Below are 18,942 nucleotides of genomic sequence, written 5' to 3'. Positions count from 1 at the left end.
CAATCGGCAGCCGCGCATGGCGATATGTCCTCACTCAGGGTGTCCGCGCCCTGGTTCGACGAGACCGGCGGTGAGAGTTCCTGGCTCCCGGGGTTTTCTTCCCCGGTGACAGTGGCGGGACCGCGCCGGATTCGCACCGGCTTCCTCTGCTGCCGCCGTACATGGCGTGGGCAGTCCACCACGCGCCCGGAAGGGCCGTCAACTTGCCTTTGACCTGGGAAGCCGGACTGTGCTGAGGCCCACATCGCCAGCACGCCGGGCGGCGCCGAGCGACCCGGTCGCGGTGAATTCCACTCCCTCGGGCGGCATTCGGGGATCCCGCTTGTGCTCACGGACCGTGACCGCCTGCAAGAGGTCTCGCGGGACGGCACGGCTGTCCCGGCGGCCGCCTAGACCCTCCAGCAGGCGCTCGCCCGGGTGCGGCCTGCGCTGGCCGCGCTGGTGAACGAGGCCCGGGGACTGGCGAGACCGCCCGCGTCCGTCACCGTGTCGGCTACGGCACCCCCGACGGCTCCCGTCTCCGTGGACAGGCGGCGGACACGCGTCCGCCCTGTCGATCCGACTGAAGCGGTGTCGACAGGGCGGACGATACGGACTTGGCCGTCAGGGCTTGGCCACGATCAGATAGATCCCGTACGCCACGGCAGCCGCACAAGCGGCGAAGCACACGTACGCACCAGTCACGGCCAGCCCGGCGGACCCGCCCTGCGCCGTGGCCTTCTCGCGGCGCGACAGGCCGTTGACGCCGAGGGTGAACAGGGCCACCAGGCCCACCGTGAACGCGAGGCTGACGCCGAAGACGGAGCCGATGGCCGCCCAGTCGATCTTCATGGGGATGCTTCCTTCGGTTACCGGGCGGTCAGACGGCGGCGGCCGGCGGGGTCGCCGGAGCGGGTTCGGTGGTGGCCGGAGCCGGGATCGTCGCCGACAGGTCCTCGGCGACGGTGCCCGCGGGCGGCGGGGTCACCGCGGCGATGGCGGTGGTCACCACGCCGGCCGGCTCCGCCGTGTCGTCGACGACGTTGGTGTGGTCGACGACCTCGCGGCGGGAGATCTTCCAGATCGCGGCGCTGGCACCGACCAGGAAGACGGCGACGACCGCGGTGCCCCAGTCACCCAGGTCCGTGACGGACTCGGCGCCCGCGCCGACCAGCGCGGCGGCCGGCAGGGTCAGCGCCCAGGCGATGACCATGCGGGTCGCGGTGGACCAGCGGACCACACCGCCCTTGCGGCCCAGACCCGCACCCATCACCGAGCCGGAGACGACGTGGGTGGTGGAGAGGGAGAAGCCGAGGTGGGAGGAGGCCAGGATGGCCGTGGCCGCGCTGGTCTGGGCGGCGAAGCCCTGTCGCGCCTCGAGTTCGGTCAGGCCCTTGCCCATGGTGCGGATGATGCGCCAGCCGCCGATGTAGGTGCCGAGCGCGATGGCCAGACCCGCGGAGAGGATGACCCAGGTGGGAGGGTTGGAGCCGGGGGCGATGGCGCCGCCCGCGATGAGGGCGAGGGTGATGATGCCCATCGTCTTCTGCGCGTCGTTGGTGCCGTGGGCGAGGGAGACGAGACCGGCGGAGGCGATCTGGCCGGCGCGGTAGCCCTTGCGGGTGGCCTCACCGTCGGCGTTCTTGCCGATGCCGTAGGAGAAGCGGGTGGCCAGCATCGCGGCGAGACCCGCGACGATCGGGGCGGCGACCGCCGGGAGCAGCACCTTGGTGACCAGCACGTCACTGTGGACGGCACCGAAGCCCGCGGAGGCGACGGTGGCGCCGATCAGGCCGCCCATCAGGGCGTGCGAGGAGCTGGACGGCAGTCCCACCAGCCAGGTCAGCAGGTTCCAGAGGATCGCGCCGACCAGGGCGGCGAAGATGACCTCGGGACGTATGCCGTTCTCATCGACAAGACCCTTGGAGATCGTGTTGGCGACCTCCACGGAGAGGAAAGCGCCTACAAGGTTGAGAGCGGCGGACATGGCCACCGCGACCTTGGGCTTGAGGGCACCGGTCGAGATGGTGGTGGCCATCGCGTTGGCGGTGTCATGAAAACCGTTCGTGAAATCGAACACGAGTGCGGTTACCACCACAATCGCGAGGATCAGCGAGAAGTTTTCCATTTACCCAGGCAATCGTTCGAGGTCATTGGCTGTTGGACCGTAGGCAACCTGGGTGAACGGAAGGTGAACTAGGGCGGGCTTCAGGGTGTCATCAAAGGGCGGTTGGGGTTTCGTCCGGTCCCACGCCCCAGGCGCCCCTTGGCTACCAACCCCGCGCGAAGGCCCGCAGCCGGCTCGGCGGCCCGTTGAAGAGATTCTGGTCACCCGGCAGACCGCCCTCGGTGCCGAACTGCCAGAAGGTCCAGTGCGCCCAGCCGCCCGGCAGCGCCCCCGGGTCCGACGTGCCGTGCCGGGCGATCCACAGGGGGTGGTCCGCGGCGAAGGCGCGGCTGTCGCCGGTGCAGGCCTGCCACCAGTCGGCGGTGGTGTAGATGACCGGACGGCGGCCGGTCTCCTGCTCGACCTCGTCGCTGAAGGACCGGATCCACTCGACCATCTGCTCCGAGTCCAGCCCGTAGCACTTGTGCTCGTCGTCGTACGGGTTGTACTCGATGTCGAGCGCGGGCGGCAGCGTCCAGCCGTCCGCCCGCCAGTCCCCGCCGTGCTGTACGAAGTACGTGGCCTGCTCGGCGCCCGAGGACCTGTCCGGCCGTGCGAAGTGGTACGCGCCCCGGATCAGGCCGGCCCCCCGCGCGCCCTCGTACTGCCGGTCGAAGTAGGGGTTGCGGTAGGTCGTGGACTCGGTCGCCTTGATGTAGGTGAACCGTGCGCCGTCCGACCGGGCGGCGGGGAAGTCGACGTGCTGCTGGTGGGACGACACGTCGTGCCCTCTGAGCGGGCCCACGGCGGACGCCGGTGAGCCGGCGGCCGCGGCCTGGGTGCCCGCGAGGGCGAGCGTCGCGGTGGCGGCCGCGAGAACGCCCGCGCGGCGTCGGGAGCGGGAAGCGGTGCGAGCACGAGGCATGTGTCCCCCTGGAGTGGCGGTGGAACGTCGTCCAGTGAGTAAGAAAGATCATTGAATACCTGATGATCATTTGAAACATGATGATTTCGGGTGTTTCATGGCGGCCTTTACCCGGCCGGCGGTACGGGACCCGGCCCGCAGCACGCCGATGGGCCGCTCCGAGCCGGGCCGACTGGCAGGATCGCGGCATGGCTGAACAGCGGCGGGAAGCGGAACGGGAAGCGAAAGCGGCGCGCGTCTGGGGGGAACTGGTCGCCACGGCCCGCCGGACGGTAGCCGACGGACTGGTCGTCGGCACCTCGGGAAACGTCTCGGCACGCGTCGGGGACCTGGTGCTGGTCACCCCTTCGGGCGTGCCCTACGACCGGCTGACCCCGGACGACATAACCGGCGTCGACCTCGACGGGCGCCAGGTGCTCGGCACGCTCGTGCCGACCAGCGAACTGCCCATGCACCTCGCCGTCTACCGCACCACCGACGCCCGGGCCGTCGTCCACACCCACGCCGTGCACGCCACGGCCGTCTCCACCCTCGTGACCGAGCTGCCCCCGATCCACTACATGGCCGGTGCCCTCGGCGGCCATGTCCGGGTAGCCCGGTACGCGACCTACGGCACCGACGAGCTGGCCGCGAACATGCTCGACGCCCTCGCCGACCGCTCCGGCTGCCTCCTGCAGAACCACGGCACGATCACCTACGGCTCCACCCTCGACCAGGCCTACGACCGCACCGCCCAGCTGGAGTGGATGTGCCGCCTGTGGCTGACGGCGTCGTCCGTGCCGGGCCTGACGCCCTCCCTGCTGACGGAGGTACAGATGAAGGAGGCCGGCACTCGTTTGAAACGCTACGGACAACGCAGCTGACTCTGGCCGTCCGACAGCCCCGCTCGTCGGCCGCTCGCCGCCCGGGCGGGGCTCATCGGTCCTCCCCGCCGCAGCGGTGCTCGGCCACGGCGCACGCTTCCGCAGCGGTGCTCGGCCACGGCGCACGCTTCCGCAGCGGTGCTCGGCCACGGCGCGCGCTTCCGCAGCGGTGCTCGGCCACGGCGCACGCTTCCGCAGCGGCGCTCGGCCACGGCGCACGCCTCCGGCGGTGCCGTGCCCTCCCGCATCCCGTCGGATCCCGGCCACCCTCACCCTTCCGCTGGCCCGTAGCGAGAACCCGCACGACACTGGAACCCGTGGGCACCGTCAGAGCGACCGCCGCCGCACTCACCGCGGTCCTGGCCGCCGGCGCGGCCTCCGTGGCCGCCGGGCGTCTCGCCAGTGACGCCGCGCTGAAGGTGCCCCCCGGCCGTCCGTTGCCCACCGAACCCCGGCTCACCGTGCACGGCACGGCCGCGGGACAGATCACCCTCACCCGCGACCTGGCCTCACTGCGCCCCGGCACCTACGGCCTGGCCGGCGACGGCTCCCACGCGGTCGTCGGCCCCGTCCTGGCGACGGCCGCACACACCGCCGACACCGTCGTACGCCGCCTCGTACGCGTCACGCACGGCACCCTCGCCGCCGGCGACGCCGTGTGGCTCACCCCGAACGTGCACGTCGGCAACCCGAGCGCCGCTCTCGGCCTGGACCACGCCGACATCGACGTGCCCGGCGAACTCGGGGCCCTGCCCGCCTGGTTCGTGCCCGGCTACCGGGACACCTGGGTGATCGCCGTGCACGGCCTCGGCACCACCCGCGAGCACGCCATGAACGTCATGGAGTTCCTGCACGGCCGCCGCCTGCCGATCCTCGCGCTCGCCTACCGTGGCGACCTCGGCGCCCCACGCCCGCCGGACGGCCTCAACCATCTCGGCGAGACCGAGTGGCGCGATGTGGACGCCGCGATCCGCTACGCCGTCCGTTACGGCGCCCGCCGGGTCATCCTCCTCGGCTGGTCCACCGGCGCCACCATGGCTCTGCGCGCCAGCGAGCACTCCGTCGTGCGCGAGCGCGTCGCCGGGCTGATCCTCGACTCGCCGGTGCTCAGCTGGCCCGCCACGCTGCGCGCCCTGGCCCAGGCCCGCCACACCCCCGAACCCCTGCTGCCGCTCGCCGTGTGGGCCGCGCAGGGCCGGGCCGGTCTCAACGCCGACGGGGCGGGGGAGAGCGCCGACCCCGAGCTGCTCGGCGTACCGACCCTGATCATCCACGGCCCGGACGACATGGTCGCCCCGTGGGAGTACTCCCGGCGCCTGGCCGCCCGCCGCCCCGACCGCGTCGCCCTGCACACCGTGCCGCAGGCCCCGCACGCGGCGATGTGGAACGCGGACCCGGCGGAGTACGAGGAGCGCCTGCGCCGCTTCCTGACCCCGCTGATGTGAGGCCCGCCGACTCCGCCGACACAAGCCGGAAGCCCCGGTTCCAGGCGTTCCGTTCAAGGCCGAACGACTGGCTTGATCATGCCTCCTCGCCAGCCATCGGCCCCGGTGCGTTGGCCAGCCCCGTAGCCCCCCGTGACATTCCGTTTGGGTTTTCGGACCGTCAACCGGAAGACTGCACCCGTGACGTCCCGTATCCCGCGCGACTCCAGGCTTCGACTCGTCCGACCGCGACCCCTGGCCGCCGCCCCCAGAGCTGTGAACCAGCGGCGCCCACGCCGCCCCGCACCCCGGCCGCCGGAGGGCACCCCGGCCCCCGCTGAACTGGCCAGAATGGCGCGCAGCGGACTGTCCGGCGCGGTCCGCGTCGCCCGCTGGGCCGACACCGCCCTCGGGCCCGGCCGCGACGGCGCCACCGCCGACGGCAAGGCCACCCTCTCCGACGCGAGCGCCGAACGCGCCGCCGCAGACCTCGTCCTGAGCGCCGCTCAGATTCGCGCCGACTGGGACACCGCCCGCCTCGCGGGACTTGTCGAGGTGCACGGGGACAGTGCGCGCCCCGGCTGGCGCCTGCGCGCCTGGGACCGCGACGACAGCGCCGTACTGCGCGGCTGGGTCGCCCTCTTCGACGCCTGGTCGCTGGCCAGCCCGGAACCCGCGGACCACGAGCCGGCCGCCGTCGCCGAGGTCGTCTCGGCCATGCCCCAGGTGCTCTCCTTCCTCCAGCTGTCCGCCGGACCCGTCCCGGTCGAGCAGCTCCTGGACCTGCTCCAGCAGCGCGTCACCGAACTGCGCACCGAGCGCTGCGAGATCCCCTACGAGCCCGGCTCCGCGGGGCCCACCGGAGCGCTGGGCCCGGCCGAACCCGCATCCGTCGGGGACACCCCGCTCGCCCCCCTCCTCGACTGGGCCCTCAAGGCCCTCGCCTCCGTCGGCGCCCTGACCTACGGCGACGGCCAGGCCACGCTCACCCCGCTGGGCAGCTGGGCGGTCTGGGTCAAGCTGGAGCAGATCTGCGTGGCCGCGCAGAGCCCCGCCGGCAACATCGAGCAGGCGGCCGAGGACATGCTCCGCGGCTGCGCCCAGCTCCGCCCCAACGCGGCCCGCGCCGAGTACCGCGCCTGGCTCGCCGCCCGCCCCGTCGGCAGCGCCGTCACCGAGCTGCTCGGCGCCGCCCGCGGCGAGGACGCCCTGCTGCGCGGCCTCGCCTTCGAGGCGCTGCGCGTCGTCGGCGCCCCCGCCGAACCCGACGTACGCGCCGTGCTGGACGATCCGGCCCTGCGTCCGTACGCCCTGCTGTGGCTCGCCGAGCACGACGGCGTCGACCCGGAGGACGCCCACGAGGTCCTCACCCGCGAGGAGGCCACCTGGCTGTGGGTCGACACCGCCGCTGCCGTCGCCGACCACGGCGAGACGGAGATGCTGGTACGGCACCTGGAGGCCGCCGTGCAGCCCACCGTCCCCACGCTGCTCGACGAGGTCCGCGCCGTCGGGCACCCGCGCACCGTGCAGGTGCTGGTCGCGCTCGCCGCCGCCCACCCCGACCCGGCCCTCGCCAAGGCCGTGCGCCGCGCCGCCTTCCAGGTGCACACCGGCGGATAGGCCTTCCGGCTGGCTGCGGGCGGGACCGGCCCGCTCAGCCGCCGATCTCGGGGGAGTACGTCCCGAAGCTCCAGATGTTGCCCTCGGCGTCCCGGGCCATGTAGTCCCGCGAGCCGTAGTCCTGGTCCGTCGGGGGCATCAGGATCTCCACGCCGTGCTCCACGGCCCGCTGGTGGTGCGCGTCGACGTCGTCCACGACGATGTACACCCCCGCGGGCCCGGCGTCCTTCATCGCCGTGTCGAAGAGGCCGCCGCGGCCCTTGGAGCCGACCATCACCGCGCCGTTGCCCTGGACCAGCTCGGCGTGCATCACCGAGCCGTCCTCCGTTTCGTACACCGACAGCTCGGTGAAGCCGAAGGCCTCCGTGAGCTGCCTGATCGCCGCCTTCGCGTCCGCGTACAGCAGCGTCGGATAGATGCTCGGCCGTCCGCCCGTGCCTGCCATGCCGATCACTCCTTCGTGCGTCGGTTGGGTCTTCGCGTCGAGTCTTGCAGCCACCACTGACAACGCCTCAGCGGAACGCGTCGCACGCCCGGAGTGCCAAGTGTCCCTTCCGGTCGGGCCGTAGAACGGCCCGACCGTCGGGGTCACCGCGCCGCACGCCGTGCCGACCCGGACACCGCGCCGCGGCGCCGGTCGTCCGAAGCCTGGCGTCATCCCTGCCCGGCAACCGCCCCGAACCTCCGGACGCACACCCGAACGGGTTACGTCCGCCCCCGCCCGCCGAAGTGTGTTGTACATCACGGCGCCGCCCCTCGGGCAACAGCCCCAGGACAGCGGCCCGAACAGGTGGACGTAGAAAAACCGCTTGCACGGCCCCGTTAGACTTGGCCCATGGCCATTCTCCTCGCGCATTAGACGGCGGGAACGTCCTCAGCCGCCCACCGCCCAATCCCGTACGCCCTGGAGTCTGTCCGTGATCTCCGCCTCCGGTATCGAGCTGCGCGCCGGTGCGCGCGTCCTCATCGAGAACGCCACCTTCCGTGTCGCCAAGGGCGACCGCATCGGCCTCGTCGGCCGCAACGGCGCAGGCAAGACCACCCTCACCAAGGTCCTCGCCGGCGAAGGCATCCCGGCCGCCGGCAACGTCGCCCGCTCCGGCGAGGTCGGCTACCTCCCGCAGGACCCCCGCACCGGCGACCTCGACGTGCTCGCCCGCGACCGTGTCCTGTCCGCGCGCGGCCTGGACGTACTGATCCGCAAGATGCGCGAGAACGAGGAGCGCATCGCCAACGGCAAGGGCTCCACCCGCGAGAAGGCCCTCAAGCAGTACGAGCGCCAGGAGACCGAGTTCCTCACCAAGGGCGGGTACTCCGCCGAGGCCGAGGCCGCCACCATCGCCGCCGCGCTCAACCTGCCCGACCGTGTGCTCGGCCAGCCCCTGCACACGCTCTCCGGCGGTCAGCGCCGCCGTGTCGAGCTGGCCCGGATCCTCTTCTCCGACGCCGACACGCTGCTGCTCGACGAGCCCACCAACCACCTCGACGCCGACTCGATCACCTGGCTGCGGGACTACCTGAAGGCCTACCGCGGCGGCTTCATCGTGATCTCCCACGACGTCGACCTGGTCGAGACGGTCGTCAACAAGGTCTTCTACCTGGACGCGAACCGTTCGACGATCGACGTCTACAACATGGGCTGGAAGCTCTACCAGCAGCAGCGCGAGGCCGACGAGAAGCGCCGCAAGCGCGAGCGGCAGAACGCCGAGAAGAAGGCCGCCGCGCTCAACGCGCAGGCCGACAAGATGCGCGCCAAGGCCACCAAGACGGTCGCCGCGCAGAACATGGCCCGCCGCGCCGAGAAGCTGCTCTCCGGCCTCGAGGAGGTCCGCCAGTCCGACAAGGTCGCCAAGCTCCGCTTCCCGGAGCCCGCGCCCTGCGGCAAGACCCCGCTGATGGCCGAGGGCCTGTCGAAGTCGTACGGCTCCCTGGAGATCTTCACCGACGTCGACCTGGCCATCGACAAGGGGTCCCGCGTCGTCATCCTCGGCCTCAACGGCGCCGGCAAGACCACCCTGCTGCGTCTGCTCGGCGGGGTGGAGCAGCCCGACACCGGCGAGGTCCGCCCCGGCCACGGCCTCAAGCTCGGCTACTACGCCCAGGAGCACGAGACCCTGGACGCCGACCGCACGGTCCTGGAGAACATGCGCTCGGCCGCCCCCGACATGGACCTCGTGGAGGTCCGCAAGGTGCTGGGCTCGTTCCTGTTCTCCGGCGACGACGTCGACAAGCCCGCCGGCGTCCTCTCCGGCGGCGAGAAGACCCGTCTCGCCCTCGCCACCCTGGTCGTCTCCTCCGCGAACGTCCTGCTCCTGGACGAGCCGACCAACAACCTGGACCCCGCGAGCCGCGAGGAGATCCTCGGCGCCCTGCGCACGTACAAGGGCGCGGTCGTCCTCGTCACCCACGACGAGGGCGCCGTCGAGGCGCTGCAGCCCGAGCGGATCATCCTGCTGCCGGACGGCGTCGAGGACCTGTGGGGTGCCGACTACGCCGATCTCGTCGCCCTGGCTTGATCGAAGGACTGATCCACTGCGTATGGATCATTCGGCCGAGCCGTGATCCATCATCTGTGTGAGATCTCCTCGTATCGAGGTGTGTCGTACATCGATTTCGCGGCCGATCCCCTGGCCACCAAGGGATCGGCCGCTTCGCGTCCCTGACCTGGCACTTCACGAATCCACCCGTTCGGCCCCGTGGGCGCTCCACTGTGGAATCAGAGATTCCGCATGTGGGGATGTGCTCCTGTCGTCACAACGATGTCCCACGGACCTTGCCGAATGGGTGGCCATCACGCCCTGGAGGGGTGATCATGAGGAGACCAGAGCGCACTTCCCATGAGGAGGCACGGGTGGCCGAGACTCTGAAGAAGGGCAGCCGGGTGACCGGCGCCGCGCGCGACAAGCTCGCGGCAGACCTGAAGAAGAAGTACGACTCCGGTGCGAGCATCCGGGCGCTGGCCGAGGAGACCGGCCGCTCGTATGGCTTCGTACACCGGATGCTCAGCGAGTCGGGCGTCACGCTTCGTGGGCGTGGCGGAGCGACCCGGGGTAAGAAGGCCGCATCGTCCTGACTCCGGGCGGCCCATCGCCTTCGACGGTGGCCACCCGGTCGGTTGCCTGATCGGCCGGGTGGTTACTGTGCAGTCACTTAGCATGCCACTACGGCAATGCGTGATGACCGCACCCATCGGAGGCGCCCCATGGCTTCGCCCGACCAGGACCTCGCTCCTGTACTCGACAAGGACGGCGTAAGGCTCACCGTCGACGACGCGCTCGCCACGGTGACGCTGACCAACCCGGCCAAGCGCAACGCGCAGAGCCCCGCCCTGTGGCGGGCGCTCACCGAGGCCGGTCGGCTGTTGCCGGGCTCCGTCCGTGTCGTCGTGCTGCGCGGCGAGGGCAAGTCCTTCTCCGCCGGGCTGGACCGACAGATGTTCACCCTGGAGGGGATCCCGGGCGAGCCGACCTTCACCGATCTCGCGCGCCGTGACGACGCCGGGCTCGACGCGTCCATCGCCGAATTCCAGGAGGCGTTCACCTGGTGGCGGCGGAACGACATCGTGTCCATCGCCGCCGTCCAGGGGCACGCCATCGGTGCCGGGTTCCAGCTCGCGCTCGCCTGCGACCTGCGGGTCGTCGCGGACGACGTGCAGTTCGCCATGCGCGAGACGGCCCTCGGCATCGTTCCCGATCTGACCGGCACGCATCCGCTGGTCGGCCTGGTCGGGTACGCCCGCGCGCTCGAGATCTGCGTGACCGGGCGCTTCGTCGGGGCGGAGGAGGCGGTGGCTTCGGGGCTGGCCAACCTTGCCGTGCCCGCCGTCGAACTGGACGGTGCGGTAGGGGACTTGGCCGCGGCGATGATGGCTGCGCCGCGCGATGCGGTGGTGGAGACCAAGGCGTTGCTGCGGGGTGCGGTCGGTCGTACGTACGACGAGCAGCGTGCGGCTGAGCGGGCTGCTCAGGGGCGGCGGTTGCGGGACCTGGCCGGCGTCGGCGAATGAGCGAGGGCGGTGGTCAGCCGACTGCCGTGACCAGCACCGCCACGGTCGGGTGATCGTCCAGCGCATCCCGTACCGCCACGCGTACCTGCCGGGCGACGTCCACGGCCCGGTGGTCCGTGCCGGTCGCCAGCTCCACGCGTATGTGCCGGTGGGGCAGGGAGGTCCCGTCGGCGCGCTGTTCGACGTGCACCGCCCGGCCCAAGCCCGCAAGTGAGCCCGTCAGACGGGTCACCCCGGGGACGGACAGCGCGGCGGTCGTCGCGAGGGACTCGTCGGGGTCCGTGGTCCCGCGGGCAGAAGGCGGCTGCGGTGCGGTCACCGCGGCCGCCTGCCCGTCTGCTGCTTCGAGAAGGTCCGTCACCCGGAGGTCGACCTCCGTGACCGCGAGGCCCAGGCGGTCCGTCGCGGCCGTCGCCAGGGCCAGCCGCAGACGGGACGCCGTCGTCGGCAGGGGCTCCGTGGCCGTGGCCGCGAAGTCCGCCGTCACCCGCAGCGCGCCCGGGGGCAGGGCGCTCGGCGGAGACGGTACGACGGGCTCGTGGACGTCCTGCGGATCGGCGAGCGCGATCCGCAGGGTGCCGAGGCGCACGTCCGGCACCTCCGTCGCCGCCGCGCGCGCCAGCACCGCTGCGGCCGCCCCTTCGGCGATCCACGCCCCGTCGTGCGGGCCGCCGAGCGGCAGCAGCCTGCCCAGCGCCAGCTGATGCCTGACTTCCTGCGCCCACCGGTCCGCCGTCATTCCTCCAGCCTGCCGTATCCCTGGCGCGCAACCGAGCATCCTTGCTTACGGTGGTCGCAGGACGACGACCGAAAGGGACGTACGGCGATGACCGAAATGACGACGACCCCAGAAGGTGACAACGAGCCGCAGGTGTCGACCCGTAAGGCGACCAGGCGCGGCGGTGGTGACCCGGCGACCCGGGGGCGCACCACCATCGCCGACGGTGTCGTTGAGAAGATCGCCGGACTGGCCGCCCGGGAGGTGATGGGTGTCCATGCCATGGGCAGCGGGCTGGCCCGCACCTTCGGGGCCGTGCGCGACCGGGTGCCGGGCGGTGCGAAGTCGGTGACCCGGGGTGTGAAGGCCGAGGTCGGCGAGGTGCAGACGGCGCTCGACCTGGAGATCGTCGTGGACTACGGCGTGTCCATCATCGATGTCTCCCGCGCGGTACGGGAGAACGTGATCGCCTCCGTGGAACGGATGGCCGGACTCGAGGTCGTCGAGGTCAACATCGCGGTGAGCGACGTCAAGCTCCCCGAGGAAGAGGAAGAGGAGCCCGCGCCGCCCCGGATCCAGTGAGGCACCGGGCCCCGCACACCTGACGAGCTGAGGAGTGCTGCATGAGCATGGCCGTGGTCGGCATGATCGCCGGAATGGCGCTGGGATTCGCCGGGTACTTCGGCGGGTTCGGAGCCTTCCTGCTGGTGGCGGCGCTGGGCGTCGTCGGCTTCATCGTCGGCCGGTTCCTGGAGGGTGACCTGGAGCCCGGTGACTTCTTCCGCACCCGCGGCGACCGGCGCGACCGCGGCCGGTGACCGCCGTGAGCGCGGAGACCGGCACGGTCCGCGAGCCCCTGGACCTCGCGCCGCCCGGCGAGCGGGGTGCCACCCGGATCGCCGACCGGGTCGTCGCGAAGATCGCCGCCCAGGCCGCACGCGAGGCGCTCGCCCCGCTGCCCGCGGACGCCGCGCCCCCGCACGCCACCGTCGTCGTACGCCCGCACTCCGGGGGGACCCCCATCGGGACGGCTCGCGTCCGCGTCGTCCTCGAACTCGGCTACCCCTGCGACGTCGGCGCCCGCTGTGCCGCCGTGCGTCGCCAAGTCGTGGAGCGGGTAGGTGCGTTGGTGAGCATGGAGGTGCCGGAGGTCGCCGTCCAGGTCGAGCGGCTGCACCGGACACCGGCACCCGGCGCACCCCACGGGAGGACGCCATGAGCGAGCCCCGGCCACCCGAGAGTCCCCCACAGCGACTGCCCGTCCTCGACATCGACAAGACCCCCGACGCCCCACCGGCCCTGCTCCCCGAGGGCAGTGGCCGCTTCTGGTCGGCCCGCCGCGTCCCGGCGGGCATCGTCGCCCTGTGCCTCCTGGCCGGCGCGGCCGTGTTCCTGTACGACATCGCCGCCGTCCGCGCCCACCGTCCGGCGATGCACTGGCGCCGCGCGCTGGCTCGGCAACTCGCCGGGCGGCCCCTGGACGACCCATGGGTGCTGGCCGGGGCGGGCATCGTCGCCGCCCTCGGCCTGTGGCTGATCGTGCTCGCCCTCACGCCCGGCCTGCGGGATCTGCTGCCCATGCGGCGCCCGCACCCCGACGTCCGCGCCGGACTCCGGTGCGAGGCGGCCGCCCAGGTGCTGCGCGACCGGGCCATCGAGGTCTCGGGCGTGCGAGCGGTACGGGTGCGGATGCGGCGCAAGCGGGCCGACGTCCGCGTGGTCTCGCACTTCCGCGGCCTGGACGACGTAAGAGCCGACCTGGACGCCGTACTCACCGACGCGGTCCGGGGACTCGGACTGTCCCGCCCGCCCGCGCTGTCGGTGCACGTCCGACGCCCCGGACGGAAGGGGTGAGGCGGATGCGCAGGGGTACCGTCAACCGTGTCCTGCTCGGGCTCGTGGGTCTGCTGCTGCTCGCCCTGGGCGGCGCGGTGCTGGCCGTGGGCCTGGGCGCACCGCCACCGCACTGGTGGCTCCACACCGGCCCGCACGACGTCCTGCTCAGCAACGCCGAGCGCACCCGCTGGCGGCAGGCCGGCTGGTGGTGGCCGACGGTCATCGCCGCCCTGGCCGTCCTCGTGCTGCTCGCCCTGTGGTGGCTCACCGCGATCCTGCGCCGGCGCCGCCTGACCGAGGTCCTGGTCGACACCGGCGACGGCGAGGGCGCCCTGCTGCGCGGCAAGGCCCTGGAATCCGCCCTCGCCGCGGACGCGGCCCGCCAGCAGGGCGTGTCCCACACCGGAACCCTGCTGACGGGCCGCCGTACGACCCCCGCGGTGCGCGCGTGGCTCCAGCTGGAACCTGAAGTGGACCCCGGGGCGGCACTGATCGACTTCACGGCCCAGGCGCTGACGCACGCACGCGAGTCGGCGGGCTTGGCGTCACTTCCGGCGGAAGTACAACTGAGGGCGGTGAAACACCGTGCAGAGAGGGTGACCTGATACCGCGCACCCTCAGAAGCCGTGCCTCATGCCCCCGTCCACAGGCACCATGATCCCCGTCAGATAGGAAGCCGCCGGAGACAGCACGAACGCGGACACCCGCCCGAACTCCTCGGGCGTCCCGTACCGCCGCAGCGGAATCCGGGCCTCGTTCGCCGCCCGAGTGGCCTCAGGATCAGCGGACAACGCATCGAGCTCGCGCACGCGATCCGTGTCGATACGCGCCGGCAGCAACCCCACGACCCGGATCCCCCGCGGCCCCAACTCGTCCGCGATGGACTTGGCGAACCCGGCGAGCCCGGGCCGCAGCCCGTTGGAGATCGTCAGCGCGGGAATCGGCTCGTGCACCGACCCGGACAGCACGAACCCGATGACCCCGCCCGGCTCCAGCTCGGCCGCCGCCGCGCGGGCGAACCGGACCGCGCCGAGGAACACCGACTCGAACGCGTTCCGCCACTGCTCGTCCGTGTTGTCCGCGACGAACCCGGGCGGCGGCCCGCCGACGCTCACCAGGACGCCGTGGAAGCCGCCGAAGTGCTCCCGGGCGGCCGCGATCAGCCGCTCGGGAGCCCCCGCGTCGGAGTTGTCGACGGCCACGCCGACCGCGTTCTGGCCCAGTTCGGCGGCCGCGTCGGCCACCCGCTGCTCGTCACGGCCGGTGATGACCACCTTCGCCCCGTCGGCGACCAGCTCCCGCGCGGCGGCGTTGCCCAGCCCGCGCGTGGCGCCGGTGACGATGTACACCCGGTCCTTCAGTCCAAGATCCATGGTGCCTATCCTGCCCCGTGCCCGGTCTCCCGGTCCCCTCCGTCCCCGAACAGCGTGAGGGCGGTGTTCACCAGCGCGATGTGGCTGAACGCCTGCGGGTAGTTGCCCACCTGGCGGCCCAGCTCCGGGTCGTACTCCTCCGCCAGCAGTCCCACGTCGTTGGCGAGGTCCACCAGCCGCTCGAACAGATCCCTGGCCTCGTCCGTGCGGCCCGTCAGGTGCAGGGCGTCGGCGAGCCAGAACGAGCAGGCGAGGAAGGCGCCCTCACCGCCCGGCATCCCGTCGACGCCGACGGCGTCCGTGTCGTAACGGCGCACGAAGCCGCCGTGGCCCAGGTCCTCGCGGATCGCGTCGACCGTGCCGGTCACACGGGGGTCGTCGGCGGGCAGGAAGCCGACCCGCGGGATCAGCAGCAGGGAGGCGTCCAGCTCGCGCGAGCCGTAGTACTGGGTGAAGGTGTTGCGCCGACGGTCGAAGCCCTGCTCGCACACCTCGCGGTGCACCTCGTCGCGCATGGCCCGCCAGCCGTCCAGGTCGCCCGTCAGCTCCTGGCGCTTCTCCAGGGTCTGTACGGCACGGTCGGCGGCCACCCACACCATCACCTTGGAGTGCACGAACTGGCGCCGGCCGCCGCGCACCTCCCACAGGCCCTCGTCGGGCTGCCGCCACGCCGACTCCAGGAAGTCCATCAGCGAGCACTGGATCGACCACATGTGCGGCCTGGTGGGCAGGCCCGCCGTACGGGCGAGCGAGAGCGAGTCCATGACCTCGCCGTACACGTCCAGCTGGAGCTGGCCGACCGCGCCGTTGCCGATGCGTACGGGCGCTGAGTCGGCGAAGCCGGACAGCCAGGGCAGCTCGAACTCCGCCAGCCGTCGCTCGCCCGCCAGGCCGTACATGATCTGCAGGTCGGCCGGGTCGCCCGCGACCGCGCGCAACAGCCAGTCGCGCCAGTGCTCGGCCTCCTTGTGGTAGCCCGCCGACAGCAGGGCGCCAAGGGTGAGGGTGGAGTCGCGCAGCCAGCAGTAACGGTAGTCCCAGTTGCGCACACCGCCCAGCTCCTCGGGCAGCGAGGTGGTGGCCGCTGCGACGATCCCGCCCGTCGGGGCGTAGGTGAGGGCCTTGAGCGTGATCAGGGACCGCACGACGGCGTCCCGGTGCGGCCCGTCGTAGCGGCAGCGGGCCGTCCAGCGCCGCCAGTCCCGGACGCTGGTGCTCAGCGCCTGATAGGGGTCGATGAGCGGGGGGCGCGGCTCGTGCGAGGGGTGCCAGGTGAGCACGAACGCGACCCGCTCGCCCTCGGCGAGGGTGAACTCCGCGTGGGTGCCGAAGTCCTCGCCCCAGATGTGCACATGGGGCTCGGTGCGCAGCCACACCGAGTCCGGTCCGGCGACGGCCACCCGATGCCCGTCGGAGCGGCGCATCCACGGGACGATGGACCCGTAGTCGAAGCGCAGGCGGAGCGTGCTGTGCACGGTGACGCGCCCGCTGACGCCCTCCACGATGCGCACGACGTCGGGGGCCCGGTCGCGCTGCGGCATCAGATCGGTGACGCGCACCGTGCCCTCGGGGGTTTCCCACTCGGTGTCGAGGACGAGGGTGTCGGGCCGGTAGGCCCGGCGGGTGCAGGTGCCCGCGCCCTTCGGCGCGATCCGCCAGTGGCCGTTGTCCTCGTCGCCCAGCAGCCGGGCGAAACAGGCGCCGGAGTCGAAGCGGGGCAGGCACAGCCAGTCGATCGAGCCGTCCCTGCCGACCAGCGCCGCGGTCTGCTCGTCGCCGATGAGGGCGTAGTCCTCGATGCGCGCGTTCACGGGATGCGGGTTCCCGGAGGACCCCGGGGCCAATCCGGCGGTGCGCCGGGGGAGTGACGTCTGCCCGGGACGCCGGGGATCAGACGGCGGCCGGTTCCGCCTCCTCGGGCGTCTGCTCGGCCGTGGCCTCCTCGCGGTCGCGGATCTCGCGCCGGACCAGGAACCACCAGCCCACCGGGACACCCGCGGCGAACAGCCACCACTGGATCATGTACGCGTAGTTCAGCGGGGCGTCCTCGCTGCCGGGGTCGGAGATCTGCTCCGGGGAGCCGCCCTTGGGCTCGGGTGCCGTCTGCTCGACGTAACCGCCGAGCACCTTCGCGCCGAGCCGCCGCGCCTCCTCTGCGCTGTTGATCAGCATGATCTGCCGGTCCGGCAGGCCCTTGACGTTCTTGATGCCGCTCGCCGCGGTGGTCTCGTCGGCCTTGAGCCGCCCGGTGATGGTGGTCCGGCCGGCGGGCGGCGCGGGGATCTCGGGGAAGGCGGTCTGCACGCCGTTCGCGGGAATCCAGCCGCGGTTGACCAGCAGCACCTTGCCGTCCGTCAGGACGAACGGGGTCAGGACGTGGAAGCCGACCTCGTCGTCGGAGTTGGTCCGGCGCCGGACCACGACCTCCCGGGACGGGTCGAAGGTGCCGGTCGCGGTCACCGTGCGGTACTTCTCCGTGCGGGTCACGGCGTGCCCGGGGGAGGTGAGCCGCTCCACGGGGACCGGCTTGGCGTGCAGCGCCTGGGAGACCAGGTCGTTGCGGGCGGTGCGCTCCTCGTACCGGTGCTGCTGCCAGAAGCCGAGCCTGATCATCGTCGGGATCAGCGCGATCGCGACGAGGGTGAGGATCACCCACTGGAGGGTCAGCAGGAAGCGGTAGCGGTGCACCCCACGACGGTACAACTCGGTCGTGGGGTGCGATCGGGCGGGTACCGGGTCACACGCGGTCGACGATCCCCACCTTCCCCTCGGCGCGGGCACAGTGGGCGCCGCAGTAGAAGCTGCCGTCCGCCTCGACGCCCTGGCCGATGATCGAGACCTTGCAGTGCTCGCAGACCGGGGCCATGCGGTGGATCGCACAGGAGAAGCAGTCGAACACGTGTACAGCACCCTGTGCGTGGACCTCGAAGGTCATCCCGTAGTCATTGCCGCAGACTTCGCAATTCGCCATGCGCCACAGGGTGAGCCGTCGCCCTCGCCGTGGGGCGACGGACGACGGGCGAGTCGCTGCGAATCACCCGTCCGTACGGGTCCCGCGTCCGCTCACCCGTCGGCGGGCTCGACGTCCCTCAGCAGCTGTCCGAAAGCGGCCTCGTCGACGACCGGGGTGCCGAACTGGCGCGCCTTGACCACCTTCGACGTGCCCGAGTCGGGGTCGTTGGTGACCAGCAGACTGGTCAGCCGGGACAGGCTCGTCGCCACGTGCAGCCCGGCCTCGGTCGCCCGGTCCTCCAGCAGCTCCCGCTCGGTGGAGGTGTCACCGGAGAACGCCACCCGCATGCCCTGTTTGAGTCGTTTGCCGTCTTCGTACCGGCCCGGGTTGGGGTAGGGGCAGGCGGGCCGCTTCCGGGACGGGCGCCAACTGGACGGCTGGTAGCCGCCGTATCCCCCGCTCGCCTGCCGGCCGATCCGGGGCGTGTCCGACCACTCCGTCAGCGGCCGGCACTCCAGCAGCGGCAGCCGTACGCCGCCCGCCGCCGCGGCCCGCAGACTGGGCCGGAACGCCTCGGCGAGCACGCGCGCGTCGTCCAGCGCGTGGTGCGCCCGCTGTTGGACGACACCGAAGTGCGCCGCCAGCGACTCCAGCTTGAAGTTGGGCAGCGGCAGCCCCAGCTCCTTGGACAGCGCGATGGTGCACAGCCGCTGTCGCACCGGCGCCTCGCGCTCAGCGCGCGCGTACTCGCGCGCGATCATCTGCCAGTCGAAGACCGCGTTGTGCGCGACCAGCACCCGGCCGTCCAGCCGGGCGGCGAACTCCTCGGCGACGTCCGCGAACAGCGGCGCCCCTTCGAGCACCTCGCTCGTCAGGCCGTGTATCCACACGGGGCCCGGATCGCGCTCCGGGTTGACCAGGGTGTACCAGTGGTCCTCGACCTCGGCGCGCGCGTCCAGCCGGTAGACGGCGGCGGAGATGATCCGGTCGTCCCGGGCCAGGCCGGTGGTCTCCACGTCAACGACCGCGTATCCCTTCGGATACGCGGCCGGCCACTGGGTGGGGGAGGACACTGCGGTCGCACGGTCTTCGAGCATGGTCATTGAGGATACGGGCCACGACTGACAGCGCTGTCCCG

At 72.1% G+C, this 18,942-nt stretch carries 21 protein-coding genes and 1 riboswitch; of the genes, 11 read left to right on the top strand and 10 right to left on the bottom strand.

Annotated features, from left to right (window positions below; translation table 11 throughout):
• Positions 1-54: 54 nt before the first annotated feature.
• Positions 55-196: riboswitch (cobalamin riboswitch) on the bottom strand.
• A gap of 407 nt (positions 197-603) precedes the next feature.
• From ACWC5O_RS18500 to ACWC5O_RS18490, 3 genes are all read right to left on the bottom strand, one after another.
• Positions 604-831, bottom strand: a complete 228-nt coding sequence (locus ACWC5O_RS18500; RefSeq protein ID WP_450588373.1) for a hypothetical protein — start codon at positions 829-831, stop codon at positions 604-606.
• A gap of 28 nt (positions 832-859) precedes the next feature.
• On the bottom strand, positions 860-2,107 hold the full coding sequence (locus tag ACWC5O_RS18495) for an anion permease (protein ID WP_450588371.1): 1,248 nt from the start codon (positions 2,105-2,107) through the stop codon (positions 860-862).
• A 142-nt stretch (positions 2,108-2,249) separates the two neighbouring features.
• Positions 2,250-3,011 carry a lysozyme gene (locus ACWC5O_RS18490; protein ID WP_450588369.1) on the bottom strand — a complete coding sequence of 254 codons (762 nt, stop codon included), beginning with the start codon at positions 3,009-3,011 and terminating at the stop codon, positions 2,250-2,252.
• 188 nt (positions 3,012-3,199) lie between these two features.
• Here ACWC5O_RS18490 and ACWC5O_RS18485 point away from each other — a divergent pair, with 188 nt between their 5' ends.
• The 3 genes from ACWC5O_RS18485 (at position 3,200) to ACWC5O_RS18475 (ending at position 6,918) form a co-directional block, all read left to right on the top strand.
• Positions 3,200-3,874 carry a class II aldolase/adducin family protein gene (locus ACWC5O_RS18485; RefSeq protein WP_450588367.1) on the top strand — a complete coding sequence of 225 codons (675 nt, stop codon included), beginning with the start codon at positions 3,200-3,202 and terminating at the stop codon, positions 3,872-3,874.
• A gap of 317 nt (positions 3,875-4,191) precedes the next feature.
• A complete protein-coding gene (locus tag ACWC5O_RS18480) occupies positions 4,192-5,319 on the top strand; it encodes an alpha/beta hydrolase (protein ID WP_450588365.1) in 1,128 nt (375 codons plus the stop codon).
• Positions 5,320-5,499: 180 nt separating this feature from the next.
• Complete coding sequence (locus ACWC5O_RS18475; protein WP_450588364.1) at positions 5,500-6,918, top strand: hypothetical protein; 1,419 nt, start codon at positions 5,500-5,502, stop codon at positions 6,916-6,918.
• Positions 6,919-6,952: 34 nt separating this feature from the next.
• Here ACWC5O_RS18475 and ACWC5O_RS18470 read toward each other — a convergent pair whose 3' ends face one another.
• The gene (locus ACWC5O_RS18470) at positions 6,953-7,363 is read right to left on the bottom strand and encodes a VOC family protein (RefSeq protein WP_450588362.1); all 411 of its coding nucleotides are present in this window, start codon (positions 7,361-7,363) and stop codon (positions 6,953-6,955) included.
• 472 nt (positions 7,364-7,835) lie between these two features.
• On the opposite strand from ACWC5O_RS18470, the gene abc-f reads away from it, so the two are divergent.
• The 3 genes from abc-f (at position 7,836) to ACWC5O_RS18455 (ending at position 10,924) form a co-directional block, all read left to right on the top strand.
• Complete coding sequence (gene abc-f / locus ACWC5O_RS18465; protein ID WP_450588361.1) at positions 7,836-9,434, top strand: ribosomal protection-like ABC-F family protein; 1,599 nt, start codon at positions 7,836-7,838, stop codon at positions 9,432-9,434.
• Between the two features lie 335 nt (positions 9,435-9,769).
• Positions 9,770-9,991, top strand: a complete 222-nt coding sequence (locus tag ACWC5O_RS18460) for a helix-turn-helix domain-containing protein (RefSeq protein WP_004002281.1) — start codon at positions 9,770-9,772, stop codon at positions 9,989-9,991.
• Positions 9,992-10,120: 129 nt separating this feature from the next.
• Positions 10,121-10,924, top strand: coding sequence for an enoyl-CoA hydratase/isomerase family protein (locus tag ACWC5O_RS18455; RefSeq protein WP_450588358.1), 804 nt, complete (start codon positions 10,121-10,123; stop codon positions 10,922-10,924).
• Between the two features lie 13 nt (positions 10,925-10,937).
• Here ACWC5O_RS18455 and ACWC5O_RS18450 read toward each other — a convergent pair whose 3' ends face one another.
• The gene (locus ACWC5O_RS18450; protein ID WP_450588357.1) at positions 10,938-11,663 is read right to left on the bottom strand and encodes a nucleopolyhedrovirus P10 family protein; all 726 of its coding nucleotides are present in this window, start codon (positions 11,661-11,663) and stop codon (positions 10,938-10,940) included.
• An 87-nt stretch (positions 11,664-11,750) separates the two neighbouring features.
• Here ACWC5O_RS18450 and ACWC5O_RS18445 point away from each other — a divergent pair, with 87 nt between their 5' ends.
• From ACWC5O_RS18445 to amaP, 5 genes are read left to right on the top strand one after another with little or no spacing between them, the layout of a single operon-like run.
• A complete protein-coding gene (locus ACWC5O_RS18445) occupies positions 11,751-12,224 on the top strand; it encodes an Asp23/Gls24 family envelope stress response protein (protein ID WP_450588355.1) in 474 nt (157 codons plus the stop codon).
• A gap of 41 nt (positions 12,225-12,265) precedes the next feature.
• Complete coding sequence (locus ACWC5O_RS18440; protein ID WP_450588354.1) at positions 12,266-12,460, top strand: hypothetical protein; 195 nt, start codon at positions 12,266-12,268, stop codon at positions 12,458-12,460.
• On the top strand, positions 12,457-12,861 hold the full coding sequence (locus ACWC5O_RS18435; protein WP_450588352.1) for a hypothetical protein: 405 nt from the start codon (positions 12,457-12,459) through the stop codon (positions 12,859-12,861). Before ACWC5O_RS18440 ends, ACWC5O_RS18435 begins: the two co-directional genes overlap by 4 nt.
• Complete coding sequence (locus ACWC5O_RS18430) at positions 12,858-13,496, top strand: DUF6286 domain-containing protein (RefSeq protein ID WP_450588351.1); 639 nt, start codon at positions 12,858-12,860, stop codon at positions 13,494-13,496. The genes ACWC5O_RS18435 and ACWC5O_RS18430 overlap by 4 nt, the downstream gene beginning before the upstream one ends.
• Positions 13,497-13,501: 5 nt before the next feature.
• A complete protein-coding gene (gene amaP, locus ACWC5O_RS18425; protein WP_450588350.1) occupies positions 13,502-14,083 on the top strand; it encodes an alkaline shock response membrane anchor protein AmaP in 582 nt (193 codons plus the stop codon).
• 12 nt (positions 14,084-14,095) lie between these two features.
• Here the strand turns inward: amaP and ACWC5O_RS18420 are convergent, their stop codons facing one another.
• From ACWC5O_RS18420 to ACWC5O_RS18400, 5 genes are all read right to left on the bottom strand, one after another.
• Entirely contained in the window at positions 14,096-14,851 is a 756-nt protein-coding gene (locus tag ACWC5O_RS18420) for an SDR family oxidoreductase (protein ID WP_450588348.1), read from the bottom strand.
• Positions 14,852-14,856: 5 nt separating this feature from the next.
• Positions 14,857-16,662, bottom strand: a complete 1,806-nt coding sequence (locus ACWC5O_RS18415; protein WP_450588347.1) for a glycoside hydrolase family 15 protein — start codon at positions 16,660-16,662, stop codon at positions 14,857-14,859.
• Between the two features lie 79 nt (positions 16,663-16,741).
• A complete protein-coding gene (locus ACWC5O_RS18410; RefSeq protein WP_450588345.1) occupies positions 16,742-17,539 on the bottom strand; it encodes an SURF1 family cytochrome oxidase biogenesis protein in 798 nt (265 codons plus the stop codon).
• 49 nt (positions 17,540-17,588) lie between these two features.
• Positions 17,589-17,822: a hypothetical protein gene (locus ACWC5O_RS18405; protein WP_066991839.1), complete on the bottom strand. Its 234-nt coding sequence runs from the start codon at positions 17,820-17,822 to the stop codon at positions 17,589-17,591.
• 92 nt (positions 17,823-17,914) lie between these two features.
• Positions 17,915-18,901, bottom strand: coding sequence for a DEDDh family exonuclease (locus ACWC5O_RS18400; protein WP_450588344.1), 987 nt, complete (start codon positions 18,899-18,901; stop codon positions 17,915-17,917).
• Between the last annotated feature and the right edge of the window lie 41 nt (positions 18,902-18,942).

The sequence above is a fragment of the Streptomyces sp. NPDC001450 genome (assembly GCF_053597295.1).
The sequence above is the reverse complement of the archived record's forward strand: the minus strand, read 5'-3'. Positions and strand labels throughout refer to the sequence as shown.